15 protein-coding genes are annotated in these 16,330 nt (G+C 51.8%); 11 read left to right on the top strand and 4 right to left on the bottom strand.

What is annotated here, in order from left to right; genetic code table 11:
- Positions 1-46: 46 nt before the first annotated feature.
- The 8 genes from ACSHWX_RS13565 (at position 47) to ACSHWX_RS13600 (ending at position 9,755) form a co-directional block, all read left to right on the top strand.
- Positions 47-1,708: an ABC transporter permease gene (locus tag ACSHWX_RS13565; protein WP_435668762.1), complete on the top strand. Its 1,662-nt coding sequence runs from the start codon at positions 47-49 to the stop codon at positions 1,706-1,708.
- 269 nt (positions 1,709-1,977) lie between these two features.
- Positions 1,978-3,468, top strand: a complete 1,491-nt coding sequence (locus tag ACSHWX_RS13570; protein ID WP_435668763.1) for an ABC transporter substrate-binding protein — start codon at positions 1,978-1,980, stop codon at positions 3,466-3,468.
- 38 nt (positions 3,469-3,506) lie between these two features.
- On the top strand, positions 3,507-4,469 hold the full coding sequence (locus ACSHWX_RS13575; protein WP_435668778.1) for an ABC transporter permease: 963 nt from the start codon (positions 3,507-3,509) through the stop codon (positions 4,467-4,469).
- Positions 4,470-4,539: 70 nt separating this feature from the next.
- Complete coding sequence (locus tag ACSHWX_RS13580; protein ID WP_435668764.1) at positions 4,540-5,322, top strand: ABC transporter permease; 783 nt, start codon at positions 4,540-4,542, stop codon at positions 5,320-5,322.
- Entirely contained in the window at positions 5,309-6,844 is a 1,536-nt protein-coding gene (locus ACSHWX_RS13585) for a dipeptide ABC transporter ATP-binding protein (protein WP_435668765.1), read from the top strand. The genes ACSHWX_RS13580 and ACSHWX_RS13585 overlap by 14 nt, the downstream gene beginning before the upstream one ends.
- A gap of 72 nt (positions 6,845-6,916) precedes the next feature.
- Positions 6,917-7,477, top strand: coding sequence for a hemerythrin domain-containing protein (locus ACSHWX_RS13590; protein WP_435668766.1), 561 nt, complete (start codon positions 6,917-6,919; stop codon positions 7,475-7,477).
- A gap of 464 nt (positions 7,478-7,941) precedes the next feature.
- Positions 7,942-8,583, top strand: a complete 642-nt coding sequence (locus tag ACSHWX_RS13595; RefSeq protein ID WP_435668767.1) for a glutathione S-transferase family protein — start codon at positions 7,942-7,944, stop codon at positions 8,581-8,583.
- A 143-nt stretch (positions 8,584-8,726) separates the two neighbouring features.
- Complete coding sequence (locus ACSHWX_RS13600) at positions 8,727-9,755, top strand: SH3 domain-containing protein (protein WP_435668768.1); 1,029 nt, start codon at positions 8,727-8,729, stop codon at positions 9,753-9,755.
- Positions 9,756-9,815: 60 nt separating this feature from the next.
- On the opposite strand, the gene ACSHWX_RS13605 is transcribed toward ACSHWX_RS13600, so the two are convergent.
- Complete coding sequence (locus ACSHWX_RS13605) at positions 9,816-10,514, bottom strand: MOSC domain-containing protein (RefSeq protein ID WP_435668769.1); 699 nt, start codon at positions 10,512-10,514, stop codon at positions 9,816-9,818.
- A gap of 17 nt (positions 10,515-10,531) precedes the next feature.
- Positions 10,532-11,083 carry a MarR family winged helix-turn-helix transcriptional regulator gene (locus ACSHWX_RS13610; RefSeq protein WP_435668770.1) on the bottom strand — a complete coding sequence of 184 codons (552 nt, stop codon included), beginning with the start codon at positions 11,081-11,083 and terminating at the stop codon, positions 10,532-10,534.
- 84 nt (positions 11,084-11,167) lie between these two features.
- Between ACSHWX_RS13610 and ACSHWX_RS13615 the strand changes: the two genes are divergently transcribed.
- The 3 genes from ACSHWX_RS13615 (at position 11,168) to ACSHWX_RS13625 (ending at position 14,585) form a co-directional block, all read left to right on the top strand.
- On the top strand, positions 11,168-11,917 hold the full coding sequence (locus tag ACSHWX_RS13615) for a hypothetical protein (protein WP_435668771.1): 750 nt from the start codon (positions 11,168-11,170) through the stop codon (positions 11,915-11,917).
- Positions 11,918-12,056: 139 nt separating this feature from the next.
- Positions 12,057-13,151, top strand: a complete 1,095-nt coding sequence (locus ACSHWX_RS13620; protein ID WP_435668772.1) for an ATP-dependent DNA helicase — start codon at positions 12,057-12,059, stop codon at positions 13,149-13,151.
- Positions 13,152-13,295: 144 nt separating this feature from the next.
- Positions 13,296-14,585: an MFS transporter gene (locus ACSHWX_RS13625; RefSeq protein WP_435668773.1), complete on the top strand. Its 1,290-nt coding sequence runs from the start codon at positions 13,296-13,298 to the stop codon at positions 14,583-14,585.
- 77 nt (positions 14,586-14,662) lie between these two features.
- Here ACSHWX_RS13625 and ACSHWX_RS13630 read toward each other — a convergent pair whose 3' ends face one another.
- Together ACSHWX_RS13630 and fsa are read right to left on the bottom strand one after the other, a co-directional pair.
- A complete protein-coding gene (locus tag ACSHWX_RS13630; protein WP_435668774.1) occupies positions 14,663-15,721 on the bottom strand; it encodes an Mrp/NBP35 family ATP-binding protein in 1,059 nt (352 codons plus the stop codon).
- A gap of 30 nt (positions 15,722-15,751) precedes the next feature.
- Positions 15,752-16,330: fructose-6-phosphate aldolase (gene fsa / locus ACSHWX_RS13635; protein WP_435668775.1), on the bottom strand; the 579-nt coding region annotated here is incomplete at its 5' end.

Here is a 16,330-nt window from a genome sequence, read left to right on the forward strand (position 1 = left end):
GAATTTGAGTGGAACCCGAATTCTTGGTGGCGCGCGAGATTGAGGTATGGCTATCGCTTACTTTAGCGATCAGACAATGAAGAGATGGACAGGCGCGATTTCGCGTCTGTCTTTCGTTGAGCTTTTTGTCATTTTTGCGATGGCATTGCCCACCATTGCGCTTGCATGGTTGGCCATTGGCGCTTTTGGCACGGAAGGCGGTTTGTTCTCGCGCATGTTGCCAGTTGCCTTGCGCGAAACCGGGATTTTGCTTTTTTTCGTTGGGCTCTTCACGGGTACCATTGGCCTCTTGAGCGCATGGCTTGTTTCCAATTTTGAATTTCCCGGCCGCAAGCTTTTTGAATGGGCGCTTATTTTGCCCATTGCTATCCCGACCTATATCTCTGCTTATGCTTGGGTTGAGGTGATGGATTTCACCGGTCCATTGCAGACCATGATCAGAATGATGACGGGTGCGACGTCCGTTCGCGAATATTGGTTCCCAGATTTTCGCACCATTGGCGGGGCGGTGTTTGTGATGAGCCTTGTGCTCTACCCCTATGTTTACCTGAGTTGTCGTGCTTTCTTCCTCATGCAATCTGGCGTGTTGGTTGCGGCCAGCCGAACGTTAGGCGCAGGCCCATGGCGCACCTTTCGTGACGTGATTTTGCCGTTGGCACGACCTGCACTGATCGTCGGCGTCTCTTTGGCACTGATGGAAGTGATCAACGATGTTGGTGCTGTTGAATTTTTCGGTGTGAACACCCTCACTGCCATCGTTTATGCAACATGGCTCAATCAATCCAACCTGCCAGGCGCCGCCCAACTCGCGGTGACAACCGTTATCATTATTGCAGGCCTTATTTGGCTGGAACAACATGAGCGGCGCAAGCTGGATTACCTCACCAAACGAGATAGCCGCATTCCGGCGACCCGGGTCAAAATCCCTTCTGCGTTTGCACTTTTGCCCACATTGTTTTGTGTCCTTATTCTAAGTTTAGGGTTTTTGGTGCCGGTATTTGAGTTGATGTCGACCGCGATGGTTCGCCTGATGCGTGGTGCAATCGGTGTGGAAATACTCGAAGCCCTTTGGACCACCGTTTGGCTGGCGCTTGTTGGCGCATCGCTTTGCGTCGGCATTGGCTATTTCACCGCCCGGCGCATGGTCAACGCTGATGGCAGCCGCAACTTGTCCTATCTCGCCACATTTGGTTATGCCGTACCGGGCACCATTTTAGCCATTGGCGTTTTGGTGCCACTTGGGTTTCTTGATGGGGTCATCAACAATTCAACCCGTGCATGGTTTGACGTTACTGTTGGCCTGGTGCTTTCGGGTTCACCTATTGCCATTCTATATGCCTATTCGGTCCGGTTTTTGACGGTTAGTCATAACTCCCTTGAAGCTGCCATGAAGAAACGCGGCCCGAATTTGCTGGAAGCCGCGCATGTGTTGGGGGCCAATCGCTGGCGCTCTCTCGTGGAAGTTGACCTTCCCACTTTGCGCCCTGCCCTTGTCGCCGCCCTTACACTGGTTTTTGTTGAGTGCATCAAAGAACTCCCCGCCACTCTGCTCTTGCGGCCGCTCGGATTGGAAACTTTGTCGACGTTTGTTTACGCCGAAGCCAGCTTGGAGAATTTTGAATCAGCTGCTGTGCCTGCCCTGTTGATTATCACAATTGGGTTGGTGCCAGCAATTTTGGGCGGGAAGCTGCAGAGTTCCAGTCGCTAAATTTACATTTGTGCAATGCTATTTCTTTCCCCCTCGTGGGGAGGGACCAAGAGTTTTTGGGGTGTTGGTAGCGTTTCACGACCTCCCCCCCACCCTATATTTCCCTCCCCACGAGGGGGAGGGAAATATAGGGTTACGACTGTGACCTGGCAGGATGTGGGGCATGCCCCGAACGGCAAGCATGACATAAACCAAAGTTGGCTTTTGCTTTTAGCTCGATTTGGGCTAAAACAATGGTAGGTTTTAGCCAGTGAAGTTGGAATGAGTTGATGGCGCGGATTATTGAAAAATTGATCAAGAAATCGCTGTTCGCAGCGGCAATTATTGGCGTGTCGAGCATGAGCGCTTTTGCCAGTGAAATTCGCGTGGGGCTGGTGTTGGAACCGCCGCATCTGGACCCAACAGCTGGTGCCGCTGCCGCAATTGATGAAGTGGTCTATGCCAATGTTTTTGAAGGCCTCACCCGCATTGATCAAACAGGTGCAGTGCAACCCTCACTCGCCACATCTTGGACCATCTCCGACGATGGGCTGACATACACTTTCCAACTCAAAGAAGGCGTTTCGTTTCACGACGGCACAGGCTTTGATGCTGAAGATGTAATATTTACCTTTGAGCGCGCCCGTGCTGACGACAGCACGAACGCTCAAAAAGGCATCTTTGCACCGATCAACTCTGTGAAAGCTATCGACCCGCAAGCGGTTGAAATTCAAATCGCTCAGCCACAGGGGGACTTCTTGTTCAATATTGGCCGTGGCGACGCGGTGATTGTTGCGCCTGAAAGCGCCGAGATGAACCAGTCCAGCCCAATTGGCACTGGCCCATTCAAATTTGTGCAATGGGATCAAGGTAGCCGCGTGATCTTGGAACGCAATCCGGAATATACGGGCACACCAGCCCATTTGGACAAGGCGACGTTCGTCTTTATTTCAGACCCCAACGCTGCGCAAAACGCGATGTTGGCTGGTGAAATTGATGGATTTTCCAATTTCCCTGCGCCTGAAAGTCTCGCCATTTTTGATGCAGACCCCCGTTACAATGTCTTGCAAGGCTCCACCGAAGGCGAAACCATTATTTCAATTAATAATGGCAAAGCGCCGTTCAACAATTTGAAGGTGCGTCAGGCCATCGCCCATGCATTGGACCGAAAAGCAATTATTGATGGCGCGATGTTCGGGTTCGGCACGCCTATTGGCACCCACTTTGCACCGCATCATCCATATTATGTCGATCTGCTGGGCACCTACCCACGCGACATCGAGAAAGCAAAAGCGCTGTTGGCGGAAGCTGGATATCCAAACGGGTTGAAAGCCGCATTCAAACTGCCACCCCCAACATATTCGCGCCGTGGTGGTCAGATCATCGCCGCTCAACTGCGCGAGATTGGCATCGAATTGGAATTGATCAACGTGGAATGGGGCCAGTGGCTAGAGGACGTGTTCAAGACAAAGAATTACGACCTTTCAATTGTCAGCCATGTGGAACCGTTTGATATCGGGATTTATGCAAACCCGGATTATTACTTCCAATATGACAATGTAATTTTTCAAGCGATCATTGAAAAACTCAACGTCACCGCTGATGAAGCAAAACGCGAGCAATTGGCGAAAGCCGCCCAGCGCATTCTAAGCGAAGAAGCAGTGAACGGTTTTCTGTTCCAATTGGCGAAAACTGGGGTTTGGGATGCAAAGCTTGAAGGCATGTGGCCAAACTCGCCTGTTGAAGGCAACGATTTGACAGCCGTTCGCTGGGTAAATTGATCTTGACAATCAAGTCGTAGCAAGGCCGATTGAACCTTATGATTGGCTTTGCTGCAAAAAGATTTTTTGGCGTCGTAGCGACTTTAATTTTCGCTGCGGCGTTCATTTTTTTCCTGCTGGATATTTTGCCCGGTGACCCGGCGCGATTTATGCTTGGGATCAACGCCACGGATGATGCTGTCGCCGCTTTGCGCGCTGAACTTGGCTTGGATCGGCCGACATGGCAGCGGTTTTTCATTTGGCTATTTGGGCTGGTGCAGGGGGATCTGGGCACCAGTTTTTCCCAACGTATGCCGGTGACCCAACTCTTGCTTGAACGAATGCAGGTCAGCTTGCCCCTCGCCCTTGGCGCGTTGACCTTATCCACGCTCATTGGTTTGCCGATCGGCATTATCGCCGCGCAAAACCGAGGCAAGTTGGGTGACACTTTATCCATGGTGCTGGCCCAAATCGGCATTGCCATTCCCAACTTCTGGTTCGCGATGCTGTTGGTGCTGATGTTTGCCGTAACCTGGCGGATTTTTCCGCCCGGTGGGTTTGTGCCCTGGGCAGAAAACCCATGGCTTGCGCTTCGCTCTTTGGTTCTGCCAGCCATTGCATTGGCATTGCCACAAGCCGCCATTTTGGCCCGTATCATGCGCACCGCATTGGTTGATGTGATGCAGGCGGACTTTATCCGCACCGCGCGCGCTAAAGGTCTTACCCAAAGCCAAGCGGTTTGGCGACATGGGGTGCGCAACGCGTTACTGCCCGTGCTCACCATTATGGGATTGCAATTCGCTTTTCTGATCGCAGGCACCATTATTGTTGAAAATGTTTTCTATTTACCTGGCCTCGGACGGCTCATCTTTAGCGCGATTTCTGCACGGGATTTGATTGTTGTCAGAAGCGCAATTCTAGTGTTGGTCGCCATGGTGATTTTGGTGATGTTCATTGTTGATTTGACTTATGCGATGGTCGACCCACGCATAAGAACAGCGGGGCAAAGTGATGAAGGCTGAACGCTCAACCTTTTCCCGCGCCCTAAAACATCCAAGCTTTCGCATTGGGTTGATTGGGAGCACCATATTTTTGGCATTAGCCTTAGTTTCATTGGTTTGGACCCCTCACCCGACAGATATCGTAGATATCCCAAATCGGTTTAAGGGGTTTTCTTGGACGCATTGGCTGGGCGCCGATTATCTGGGTCGTGATCAACTATCGATGCTTATGACAGGCGTCGCCACGAGCCTAAAAGTAGCGTTGCTTGCTGTGGCGATTGGCGCGTTGATCGGTGTGCCGATGGGTCTGGCCGCTGCAGCACAAAGAGGTTGGTTGGAAACAATTATCCTGAGGTTCAATGACTTCATTTTCGCCTTTCCAGCCCTTATTAGCGCGATCATCATCACCACGCTTTTCGGCCCCGGGGCAATCAATGCGATGATCGCCATCGGCATTTTCAACATCCCGGTATTTGCCCGTGTTGCTCGCGGCGGCGCGCTCAGCCTATGGACGCTGGAATATGTAGATGCGGCCAAACTATCCGGCCTTTCCAACGGCCAAATCAGCCTCAATCATATCATACCCAACATCGCCAATTTGCTGATCGTGCAGGCCACAATTCAGCTCTCGCTTGGGGTCTTGGCCGAAGCTGGGCTGTCCTATATCGGGCTGGGCACCCAGCCACCAGAAACCAGCTTGGGCTTGATGCTGAAAGAAGCGCAGAGCTTCTTCTTCGGTTTTCCCATGCAAGCGATCATTCCCGGCATGGCAATTGTTTTGTTCGTGATCAGCTTTAATCTGTTGGGCGATGGTCTACGCGACACGCTGGACCCCAAATTGTCAAAAGCTGGAGGCGTTGATGTCTCTGGTTAGTATCAAAAATCTCTCCATTCGGTTTGGCGACCACACAGTGGTTGATCAACTGTCACTTAAAATAGAAGCGGGACAACGGGTTGGCGTGGTGGGTGAAAGTGGGTCAGGCAAGAGCCTCACCGCGCTTTCCATTATTGACCTTCTGCCAGAAGGCGCGCACCGCGAAGGAGACATTCAGCTGGATGTTGATGGTCCCCTCAAGCGCGGCAAACATGTCGGCATGGTTTTTCAAGAGCCCATGACAGCGCTCAACCCGCTGATGAAGGTCGGCGACCAAATCAAAGAGGCACTTGAACTGCATGTGCCCGATATCAATTTTGACATGCGGGTTCGAGAACTTGTGCAGGAAGTTGATCTGCCCCCAACGGTTGTACATCGCTATCCCCACGAATTATCCGGTGGTCAACGCCAACGCATCGGTCTAGCAATCGCCTTGGCGGGCGAACCCGAACTACTGATTGCCGACGAACCTACATCGGCCCTCGATATGATCACCCAGCGGCAAGTGATCGATCTCATCCGCCGCGTTTGCGACAATCACGGCATGGCACTCCTGTTTATCTCGCACGACCTTGGCGCAGTGGCGGCCCTTTGCGAACATATCCATGTGTTGGAGAAAGGCCGGCACGTTGAAGATGCGCCAGCGCGGCAACTTCTGAGTGCGCCCCAACAGGCCTACACCAAGAAACTGATCGCCGCCGCCTCCCCGCAACGTCGACACGCGACGTCCCGCGAGGTTGGCGAAACATTACTGCGGCTTGACGGGATTTCACGACGGTTTCATCTGCCGACTGCGTTTTGGCAACCCAAGCTTTATGTGCAGGCCCTCGACAATATCTCCCTTGAAATAAAAGAAGGCGAGTGCGTTGGGCTTGTTGGCCCGTCGGGTTGTGGCAAGACCACGCTGTCGCGGATCATAGCCGGGCTGCAAACCGCCCAGCGCGGCACCATTGAGTTTGATGGGCACGCCTATGGCCGTCAATTGGGGAACATGCCAACCGCGGCTCGACGCGAACTTTCCATGGTCTTCCAAGACCCATTCGGCAGCTTTGACCCGCGCCTAAATATGGCTAAGTCATTATTTGAGCCGCTAAATTTGATGCCAGAACTTTCGCCCGCCGAACGTGAAGAACGCGTACACGCTGCGGTGGAACGTGTGGGGCTTCCAATAGAAATGCTCCAGCGCCATCCGCACGCATTCTCCGGCGGTCAACGCCAACGCCTCGCCATTGCCCGCGCCCTCGTGTTGCGGCCTAAACTGGTGGTACTGGACGAACCCGTCTCCGCCCTTGACGTTTCTATTCGCGGTGAAATTTTAGCGCTCTTGCAAGACCTGCGCGAACGCTACGGCATTGCTTACCTGTTTGTCAGCCATGACCTTGATGTGGTCCGGTCCGTCGCAGACCGCGTGTTGGTGATGATGCATGGCAAGGTGGTTGAGCAAGGCGACGTTGAAGCGGTGTTTGATAATCCAGAAGCGCAGATTACGAAGGACTTGTTGGATGCACGGTTAGCGATTTAGTCGGGATTTTTTGCCGCTACGCCTGATCAAGAGGAATAGAAGAATCAATTTTGGAACGATAAGATCAACCCCATGATTGATGACATCGAAATTCCCGATGATGCGACGCGGCCAACGGCGCCGAAGCCAGACAAGCTAAATGCGCAACAGGCATTGCCGATGCGATATCTGCGGGCCATTCATGAACATCACCGACGCAATATGCGGATGATGCGCACGATGCTTGTGGGTGTGCGAAAGGGCGATACCAGCGCGAGCGAATTGCACGCCCATATTAAAGACAATCCGATGCTAGAAAACTACCGGGTGTTTGGCACCTTGTGCGGTCAGCACTGCCAGTTGGTCAATGGGCATCATTCCATTGAAGATGCGCATATGTTCCCCGCTCTTGAGGGCCACAATAGCGCTCTTGATATTGTGGTGAAGCGGTTGCGCGAGGAGCATGAAGTGGTGCACGCCCTTCTGGTTCGGCTGGCGGAGGCGGCGGAAGTGCTGATCGAAAATCCGAATGACGACCAGTTCAACCAAACCGTGCGTGTTCATGAAGCACTTGAGAAATTGCTACTCTCCCATTTCGGCTATGAAGAAGCAGAAGTTGGCCCGGCGCTGGGCGTTTATAACGTGAGCATTTGAACGCAACGCTTTCGGGTTGTCGTTGTGTGGTTTTCGCGCTGCGGATAAGGACGTGGCGTTTGTGCTTCGGGATTTGCTCCGATCTGGATCCCCGTCTTCACGGGGATGACGGCAAAGGTTGGGGCAGACAGCGCTCACTTCCCCAGCACTCTAATTGGAGCCGGACCTCATCCTGAGCCTGTCGAAGGATGGAAAAGTATTGCACTACATTCATGGTTCGACAGGCTCACCATGAGGATCCTTTGGGGTGCCTTCGTTTTCCGCTGCGGTTCCTTCTTTCACCCCGGTGTCTCTCCTGCACGCTGCTGCCACAAACTGCGTTAGCATCCCCGGCACTGGACGTTCCGGCGGCACTTCCACCGGTTACCAGTGTTAATGCAAGAATTGAGAAGGACGACAACTCCACCACCTGCTTGTGCAATCGCGAAGGGCCGCCTAAGTTTCTTTAAAGACGGGAGAAAAAAATGGAAAAATTGACGCTTTTTGGTCAGCGTGGGTGGGGGTCGGTTGTGGTGGAAGCGCAATTGGCTTGGTACGGGGTGGACTACGAGTTCGTGCAAGTTGGGCATCTGTTTGAAGATGAAGCGGCGCGGGTGCGATTGGAAGAGATCAATCCGCGTTGTCAAATCCCCACTTTGCAATTTGCTGATGGCCAAGTGATGACCGAAATTGGGGCGATTACGCTTTGGATGGCTGAGCAGCATGAAAGCGACGGGTTGGTGCCTGCGCCACGATGTGCCGAGCGGCGCGAGTTTTTGCGTTGGCTGTTCTATATGGTCTCTAGCATTCACCCGACTTACAACTATGTCGATGACCCGGCGCGGTTCGTTGATGATGAAGTCGCGCGTGCCCAATATGAGCATACCGTCAATGATTTTGCCAAAAAGCTCTATGGCATATTGGAGGATCACATAGTCGGCCCCTATATGCTGGGGGATCGGTTTAGCGCGTTGGATATCTATACTTGTGGCATGGTTCACTGGAGTCCTGGGCGAAAATGGTATGAAGCAAACGCGCCCAGAATGGTGGAGATTGCCGACAAAGTGCAGAAAATGGGTAAGCTTGACGCGGTTTGGCGCGAGAACTATCCCAATGATTATAAATAGTTAAGCTTAAATTTTACCCTCATCCCAACACCTGAACCGATTGTGAACGGAGATGTTCAGGAGCGGTTCAGCCGGTTTTTGCTTTTCTACAGACATCGGGATAGCCCGAGCAAAGGGCAACAACAAGATTGGGATTGAGGGACATGAAAAACATTCAAACAGCATTAAGCGTTATTATCGCAACTGCAGCTTTAACAGCATCAGCGGGCGCAGCGTTCGCCACACAGGCACAATCAACCACCGCGCTAAATGTGCGGTCCGGACCGGGAGCATCATTTGGCGTGTTGGACACGCTAACACCGGGAGAAAATGTCGAAGTCAACGAATGCGCGGAAAATGGCTGGTGCTATATTGAGCATGAAGGCCCAGACGGTTGGGTCAGTTCAACCTATTTACAGCCAACAAGCGGTGGCGGTGGATCATCATCAGACCCGGATTGCGGGTTCTCGTTCACCATGACACCGAGTGGCCCGAGCCTTTCGATCAAGTGCGGTGACACAGAAGTTGCAACACCACCTATAACGCCAACACCAACGCCTCCACCATTGGGTAATGTGGCTTGTTTTTATACGGGTGCCAATTTCACAGGGTCTGAATTCTGCCATGGTCCGGCAACGCTGAACACGCTTGACGGAACATTCAACGACAATATCGCATCGGTAAAATTGCACGGCACGGCCAAAGCAAAACTTTGTCGCAATGCGAATATGAGCGGCATTTGCAAAACTTATGTAAATTCAAAATCGAACTTGCCGAACGCCATTCGCAACAAAGCATCATCAGTGCGCGTGTTCACCAATATTGCACCTGTGCCTGTTGTGCCGGTGACCCATTCAACTGGCCCGATCAATCTGAAACAAACATTTTCAGCCAATTTGGACAATGGCAATGTGGGCGGTGCAGGCACTGACATTTGGTATCGGGCGGTGAACCCAGCGCAGAAATACATCAAGCCAATCAATGGCGCGAAAATCGCTGTGGGTAATAAATCAAACCGAGGCTATGCAGGTTGTAAAACTGAAAGCTTCTCGTCTAACCAAGTTTCGATTTGGAGCATTCCCGTTGGTTCATATGTTTGCATGAAAACCAATAAGGGCCGTATTTCCCAGTTCCGGGTAAACGGATATGCGGGCACCACAATGAAAATTGGGTACACCACTTGGGCAAACTAAGGTTTAACCCAAATACAAAATTCCATGCAAGAAAGAGGCCCAGCAAATGCTGGGTCTTTTTTATCTTTGAGACGTGCCCATCAGACGTGGCGTTTGATCTTCCGGCGCTTCTTTATTTGCGCGTTTAAAGAAATATTGACGCCAGTTGCTGGCCAACTCATCGATTTGCGATAAGTCTTTGGCGATGAGCGGGTCCAGCTGCTTGTTAAAACGCGCTGCGATAAGTTGATCCATCGGCCAAGCTTCGTGCAACCGATCGACCAGCTCAAACTTATCACCAACTTTCACCTCGCCTTGGTTCAAAACGCGATAGTACCAGCCCGTTCGGCCCGAATTTTGTAGATTTATGGCCATATCTGGGAACCGCGTATGCATGTTTAGTTTCCAGCAAGGCTGACGACCTTGGGAAATCTGCACCCGCGCTGTGCCAAGGGAAAAAATATCTCCCAAACAAACATCTTCTTCTGTGACGCCTGCCGTTGAAATATTTTCGCCAAACGCACCCGCTTTGAAGGCAAATGAAGTGTCGAATTTTTCGGCCAGCCAATTTGAATAATGGTCTGAGGGGTAGTGATGAACTGCTTTTTCTGGGCCGCCATGAACGCGGGCGTCTGCTTGCTCATCCACCACAAATCCAGTTTCAATGAGTTGTTCTGCGCGGTTGGCTGCAAATTTTGCAATGGCGCTTGGTGGCTTACCCGGCCAGCGCTCTTTCGCTTTTCCAACAAAAAGGCCCAAAACTTTCGTATTCACAGTCATAAAATCGCTTTCAATATTCACGCCGCAGCAGCATGTTCATGGCAGATTTCATCAATCTCATATTGTGCCAATTCAACGTTCAACAATCGACAGTATGGTCGACCATCTTGTCGGTTGTGATGCTTACAGCTCTTACAAACCCCAAAACTTTTAGCGCCTTTAGCGCTCAAAGTTCTATGCAACACATTACTTAACAATCTAGCAATATAAGCTGCGTCTTTTTCACTCAAGTGCTCAATTGATTGGTCTATTTGGGTGTGAATGTTCAAGTACTTTTCCGCTGCCTCATTCACGTCATACCGAATTGAACGTTTGTCATTTTTCGACCGTAACTCTGAGATAAATCCCTTTTTAGCCAATGCTTTAAGAGATTGAGACGTGGTGCCACGCGTCGCGCCCAAATACGCGGCGACCTGTGATGGCGCACGCGAATATTGGTTGGCTTGGCCCAAATATTTTAAGGCCGCCAATTGCGCCGGATTGAGGTCATTTATCCACAATTCTGATTGCTGAAGCCGCGCCAAACGTTCCAACACATCACCGATTCGGGTTTTGTCATCTCTTTGCATTTCAATTTAATAGCGAATCGAAATTAATATTGCAATAGTTTCGAGTCGCTACTATAAACAGTCCATCAACCGAAGGAGAACATTATGAAAATCAAACTTGTTTCATTGGTGGTGTTGGCGGGGTTTACGGCCCCAGCATCAGCGGATGGCGTTCATGCGCACAAAATGGACGATGCAATTTCATCTAGCGTTGCAGAAAATACACTAGCGTCATTTGATATTTTGGCAGCGCACGTGCATTTGGAGGGGCGAACGGCGACGTTCCACATGACCACGAATGGTGTTGAAGGTGCTGACAAACCTGCCTCCGTTGGCGGATTAGCAGGTGCGCCAGTCTATGCCTATGTTTGGCCAACATCGCTGGACCCATCTGTTGTCGGGTTTGAAAGCGGCACTGGCATTCTGGCCCTTGCAGCAACCGCGCATCCAGACTTTGACGACACGCCACTTTATGACGAAAATAATGACGGTGACTTGGCGAACGACGGAGATGAGTGGCATTCCCATTGGGTGGTTTTGACCCCTTCTGATGCCTGCGGCGAAGGCGCTCTGAGTGTTCGCGACATCCCTGAGGGCGCGACACCCCGCCTGCCCCTTACGTGGCCTGGATTGCCGCTTTTCATCGATAGCCCCGGCTACACACCGCAATTCGCGGACGCGGAAGTGATTGTGAATGTTCCATTTTCAACTGCGGGCGTGATTGCTGGCGCCAAATATGACGGTGTGACTTCAGCCCTTCGGGTAAACGCAAATCTTCATGCGCCGCTTTTGTGTGTGACGAATATTTTTGATGTTGCATCCGGCGATTTAAGTCTACCCGGTATCGTTAAATAGAACTTGGTCCGGCGAGCAATCGCTGGGCCAATAGTTTAAAGTCATGCGCAAAACTTCACTTGAGTACAGATTGCATTGGATCGAATCTTTTGGGGCTACTATGCTCGCACGAGTAAGTTCCAACCTGAGAAATTCTTTCATGCAATGGTCCCCGCAACAAGATGAAGCACTAAAGGCCGTCGACGCTTGGCTGAACGACAAAAACGGTGCGCAAATATTTCGGCTGTTTGGTTGGGCCGGCACTGGAAAATCTACACTTGCCGTTCATTTGGCAAAGAATGTGGGCAGCGTTGTTTTTGCGGCCTTTACCGGCAAAGCCGCTTTGGTGATGCGGCGACGCGGTTGCGAAGGTGCCTCGACCATCCACAGCCTGATTTACAAGTTTGTTGATGACAAACAGGGCAACCCGCAATTCAAGCTAAATAACGACAGCGACATCAACGACGCCGACCTGATCGTCATCGACGAAGTGTCGATGGTCGGCCAACAATTGGCAGAAGATCTGTTGTCATTCGGGGTTAAAGTTTTGGTGTTGGGTGACCCGTTTCAATTGCCGCCGATTAATGACACCGGCTATTTCACCCAAGCAGAACCCGACTATATGCTGACCGAAATCCACCGACAGGCGGCAGACAATCCAATTGTACGATTGTCGCTGGAAATTCGTGAAAATGGACGACTTGATTATGGGACTTATGGCCAATCTAAAGTGGTGCGCAAAAGTGAGGTCAATCGTGATGAAGTGCTGGGCACTGACCAAATTTTGTGCGGCACCAACGCAACGCGCATTTCCTATAATGACCGGGTACGGGCGCTGAAAAACCTGCCGCCGCAGGAACCGGTTGTCGGCGACCGGCTGATTTGCTTGCGTAACAACCATAAGAAACAATTGCTGAACGGCCAGCTTTGGATTGCCGAAGACGTGATTTACAAAGGCTTGGGCGTTTTGGAAATGGTGCTGAACCCTGATGATGCCGGTGACCGCACCAACCGCGCGAATATTGAAACTCACGAAAAATTCTTCCACGGCAAAGAAGAAGAATTGGGCTGGGGTGAGCGGCGAAAATATGACGAGTTCTATTTCGGCTATGCCCTCACCGTCCATAAAGCCCAAGGCAGCCAATGGGACAATGTTTATCTGTTTGACGAAAGCTGGGCCTTCCGCGAAGACCGCGCGCGGCATTTATACACGGCGGTGACCCGGGCGGCGGAGCAGATTACGGTGGTGCGGTAGGCGGGAAATTTTGGGTCAAAGGCTGATTTTCGGACTTTTCTGACCTTCGCCGTTCTTTGTCGAATGACCGCTTTGACGCGCGAATGACTACCGTAGCGGTGCCAAGTTATTGTTTTCGAAGTTAGTAATCCCTAAACTGCGAACATGGCGAACGAAGTAGAATTCTCTTTCAATGCACTGCCGGGGTCAGCGCGACGGCACATTCGGGTGTTTCAGATACACCAGTTTCTTGATCGCTTTGCCATGGGTCTCACGGTGGCCGTGGTTGCGCTGGCGTTGACGGATCGAGGCATGGACCTCTTCCAGATTTCGCTTCTGTTCGGGGTCTACTCGATCACAACAATGGCGATGGAACTCCCGTTCGGCGGCTTAGCAGATAACATTGGACGCAAGCCGGTTTTTCTTGCGGCGGTTGTTGCCAGTTTGATTTCGTTAGCGGTTTTCCTGTCAGCTAGTGATTTCTACGTTCTGGCTCTTTCGTTTGCCTTCATCGGATTTGGACGTGCTCTGCGGTCAGGCACGCTAGATGCCTGGTTTGTTGAGACTTTCAAAGCCAATGCGCCAAATGTGGATGTCCAACCTGCGCTCGCCAAAGCTCAGTGGGCCAATGCTATGGGCCTAGCTATCGGCGCCGTTTTGGGTGGCATCCTGCCCGATGCATTCGGTTCGGTAGTTCAGAGGCACGGATTCAGCATCTATGATGTTTCCTACGCAGCAAGCTTTGCCGTGATGGTCGGCGTGTTGATTTACACCATGTTTGCCATTGCCGAAGAACCGCGCTCACTTAATCCCAACGCCCTCAAACAAGGGTTTGCCAACGTCCCATCGGTGATCACAGAGGCCGGTCGTCTTGCGTTGAAACATCCTACCCTTTCAATACTTTTGACGGCTTTAGCGTTTTTCATAATGGCAACTAATCCGGTCGAGGTGATCTGGCCGACATACGCCAAGCCGATGTTGGATCAGGGCTATGCAAATACCGCTATTGGCGCTCTGACTGCCTGCTACTTTTTCTCAATCGCGTTTGGTGCATCGCTGGCTCCCCACATCAGCCAGATATTCAAGCGTCGCCACGCGGTCACACTTATGGCAATTTTTGCGTGTCTCGCGGCTGTTCAGATAGCACTGGCGATGCAAGTCGGCATTGGCGGATTTGTAGGCATTTTTATTGTGTATTCTGTCATTCTTGGCGCAAGCGAGACACCTGCCAGTAGCATCCTGCATAGATGTGTACAAGATCGTCAGAGGTCTACAATGCTGTCTCTGCGATCCCTAATACAGCAGCTGGGGGCGGCACTAGGATTGGTCTTGGTAGGAGCCATGGCCAAGCTTTATTCCACACCTGTTGCGTGGATTTTCGGTGCAGGCTTTCTAGTCATAGCAGTGATCCTGACCGGCGTGCTTGCGATGCGGCTAAGGGTGATGCCAGAATAGCTGACATTCGTGCGCGGCGCAGCATCACGAAAGATAGGCTCGAAGCTGGCATTCCCGCACTTGATGCGGGATCAAAACTAGCCAACCATCTCAGCAATATCCAAAAACGCTTTTGATTCTGGGCTGTCGGGTGCGGTGGCGACGATGGGTGTTCCAGCGTCGGAGCGTTCGCGGATGTCCATGTGCAGCGGTATAGCGCCGAGAAAGGGAACGCCGAGCTTTTTCGCTGTTTCTTTAGCACCGCCATGGCCAAAAATATCGGAGCGAGTGCCACAGGATGGGCAAAGGAAATAGCTCATATTTTCGACGATGCCCAAAATCGTCACTTTGGTGCGGGCGAACATGTCGATGGCTTTTTTTGCGTCGATCAGCGCTAGATCTTGTGGTGTTGAAACCACAATTGCGCCGGTAAGCGGCACCTGTTGAACGAGTGAAATATGTACGTCGCCGGTCCCGGGTGGTAGATCAACAACAAGCGTGTCGATTTCGCCCCAGTCGGTTTCGCGCAGCAATTGGCGAAGGGCTGAAGTGGCCATGGGGCCACGCCAAACAACGGCTTGGTCGCCTTCGAGCATGGAGCCGATGGACATCACTTTAAGCCCATAGGCTTCGTGGGGCGCGAATATGCCGTCATCCCGCATCGCCGGTTTGCCTTCTAGCCCCAACAATTTTGGCATGGATGGCCCGTAAATGTCAGCGTCTAAAATCGCAACTTTTTGCCCTTTGGCTTGCAGCGCCAGGGCAAAGTTTACGGCTGTTGTGGATTTACCCACCCCGCCTTTGCCCGATGCAATGGCGATGATGGATTTGACGCCCTTTACGGGCTCTTTTGGCGGTGGGCCGGGCTGACGCGGCGCGGCGGTGGCCTGCGCCTTTTGCGCGGCGGCACGGTCTGATGTTACCGAAATCATAACCTTGCGGTCACCGGCGATCTCGGCCACGGCCTTTTTAGCCTGTTCTTGCACGGGGGCAAAAGATGCCTCTAGCCCCGGTGCGATGGTGATGGCGAACGCGATGGCGCTTTTGGTGATGATGATGTCACTCATGCCGCCATAGGTGGCAAGGGGTCCACCGCCCGGCAATTGTACGCGTTGCAAAACATCGCGCACTTGGGCTTCTAAAGCTTTATCGCTCATCGCTTTTCCGTTCGCTTTTAGATCGATTAACTAAAGGATTTTCTGACCAGTTGACGCCCAGTCTTTCACAAAGGCTTCTAGGCCTTTTGCGGTCAATGGGTGTTCTGCCAATTTGCGGATAACGCCCGGTGGAATGGTCGCGACGTCAGCACCTGAAAGGGCAGCATCTGAAACATGGTTTGCAGAGCGAATAGACGCGGCCAAGATTTCAGTTTCATAACCATAATTGTCATAAATCGTGCGGATATCTTCGATCAACTGCATGCCATCAAGGTTGATATCGTCCAAACGGCCAATAAACGGGGACACATATGTCGCGCCCGCTTTTGCAGCCAACAACGCCTGATTGGCAGAAAAACACAATGTGACGTTTGTTTTGATGCCTTTACCGGTGAAATACTTACACGCTTTCAAGCCGTCCATGGTCAATGGCAATTTGATGACAACGTTTTTAGCGATTTTGGCGAGGTGCTCGCCTTCTGCGACCATGCCGTCATATTCGGTTGAGGCAACTTCGGCGGAAACAGGGCCGTCTACGATGTCGCAAATTTCTTTAACAACTTCGAGGAAATCGCGACCTGATTTGGCGATCAGACTTGGGTTGGTTGT

The organism is Maritalea sp. (genome assembly GCF_051251695.1).
Classification (GTDB): Bacteria; Pseudomonadota; Alphaproteobacteria; order Rhizobiales; family Devosiaceae; genus Maritalea.

What these genes read in the sequence shown, in the direction of transcription:
- ACSHWX_RS13565 (WP_435668762.1), top strand. Translation starts at nt 47, where the DNA reads ATGGCTATCGCTTACTTTAGCGATCAGACAATGAAGAGATGGACAGGC.
- ACSHWX_RS13570 (WP_435668763.1), top strand. Translation starts at nt 1,978, where the DNA reads ATGGCGCGGATTATTGAAAAATTGATCAAGAAATCGCTGTTCGCAGCG.
- ACSHWX_RS13575 (WP_435668778.1), top strand. Translation starts at nt 3,507, where the DNA reads ATGATTGGCTTTGCTGCAAAAAGATTTTTTGGCGTCGTAGCGACTTTA.
- ACSHWX_RS13585 (WP_435668765.1), top strand. Translation starts at nt 5,309, where the DNA reads ATGTCTCTGGTTAGTATCAAAAATCTCTCCATTCGGTTTGGCGACCAC.
- ACSHWX_RS13590 (WP_435668766.1), top strand. Translation starts at nt 6,917, where the DNA reads ATGATTGATGACATCGAAATTCCCGATGATGCGACGCGGCCAACGGCG.
- ACSHWX_RS13595 (WP_435668767.1), top strand. Translation starts at nt 7,942, where the DNA reads ATGGAAAAATTGACGCTTTTTGGTCAGCGTGGGTGGGGGTCGGTTGTG.
- ACSHWX_RS13600 (WP_435668768.1), top strand. Translation starts at nt 8,727, where the DNA reads ATGAAAAACATTCAAACAGCATTAAGCGTTATTATCGCAACTGCAGCT.
- ACSHWX_RS13605 (WP_435668769.1), bottom strand. Translation starts at nt 10,514, where the DNA reads ATGACTGTGAATACGAAAGTTTTGGGCCTTTTTGTTGGAAAAGCGAAA.
- ACSHWX_RS13610 (WP_435668770.1), bottom strand. Translation starts at nt 11,083, where the DNA reads ATGCAAAGAGATGACAAAACCCGAATCGGTGATGTGTTGGAACGTTTG.
- ACSHWX_RS13615 (WP_435668771.1), top strand. Translation starts at nt 11,168, where the DNA reads ATGAAAATCAAACTTGTTTCATTGGTGGTGTTGGCGGGGTTTACGGCC.
- ACSHWX_RS13620 (WP_435668772.1), top strand. Translation starts at nt 12,057, where the DNA reads ATGCAATGGTCCCCGCAACAAGATGAAGCACTAAAGGCCGTCGACGCT.
- ACSHWX_RS13625 (WP_435668773.1), top strand. Translation starts at nt 13,296, where the DNA reads ATGGCGAACGAAGTAGAATTCTCTTTCAATGCACTGCCGGGGTCAGCG.
- ACSHWX_RS13630 (WP_435668774.1), bottom strand. Translation starts at nt 15,721, where the DNA reads ATGAGCGATAAAGCTTTAGAAGCCCAAGTGCGCGATGTTTTGCAACGC.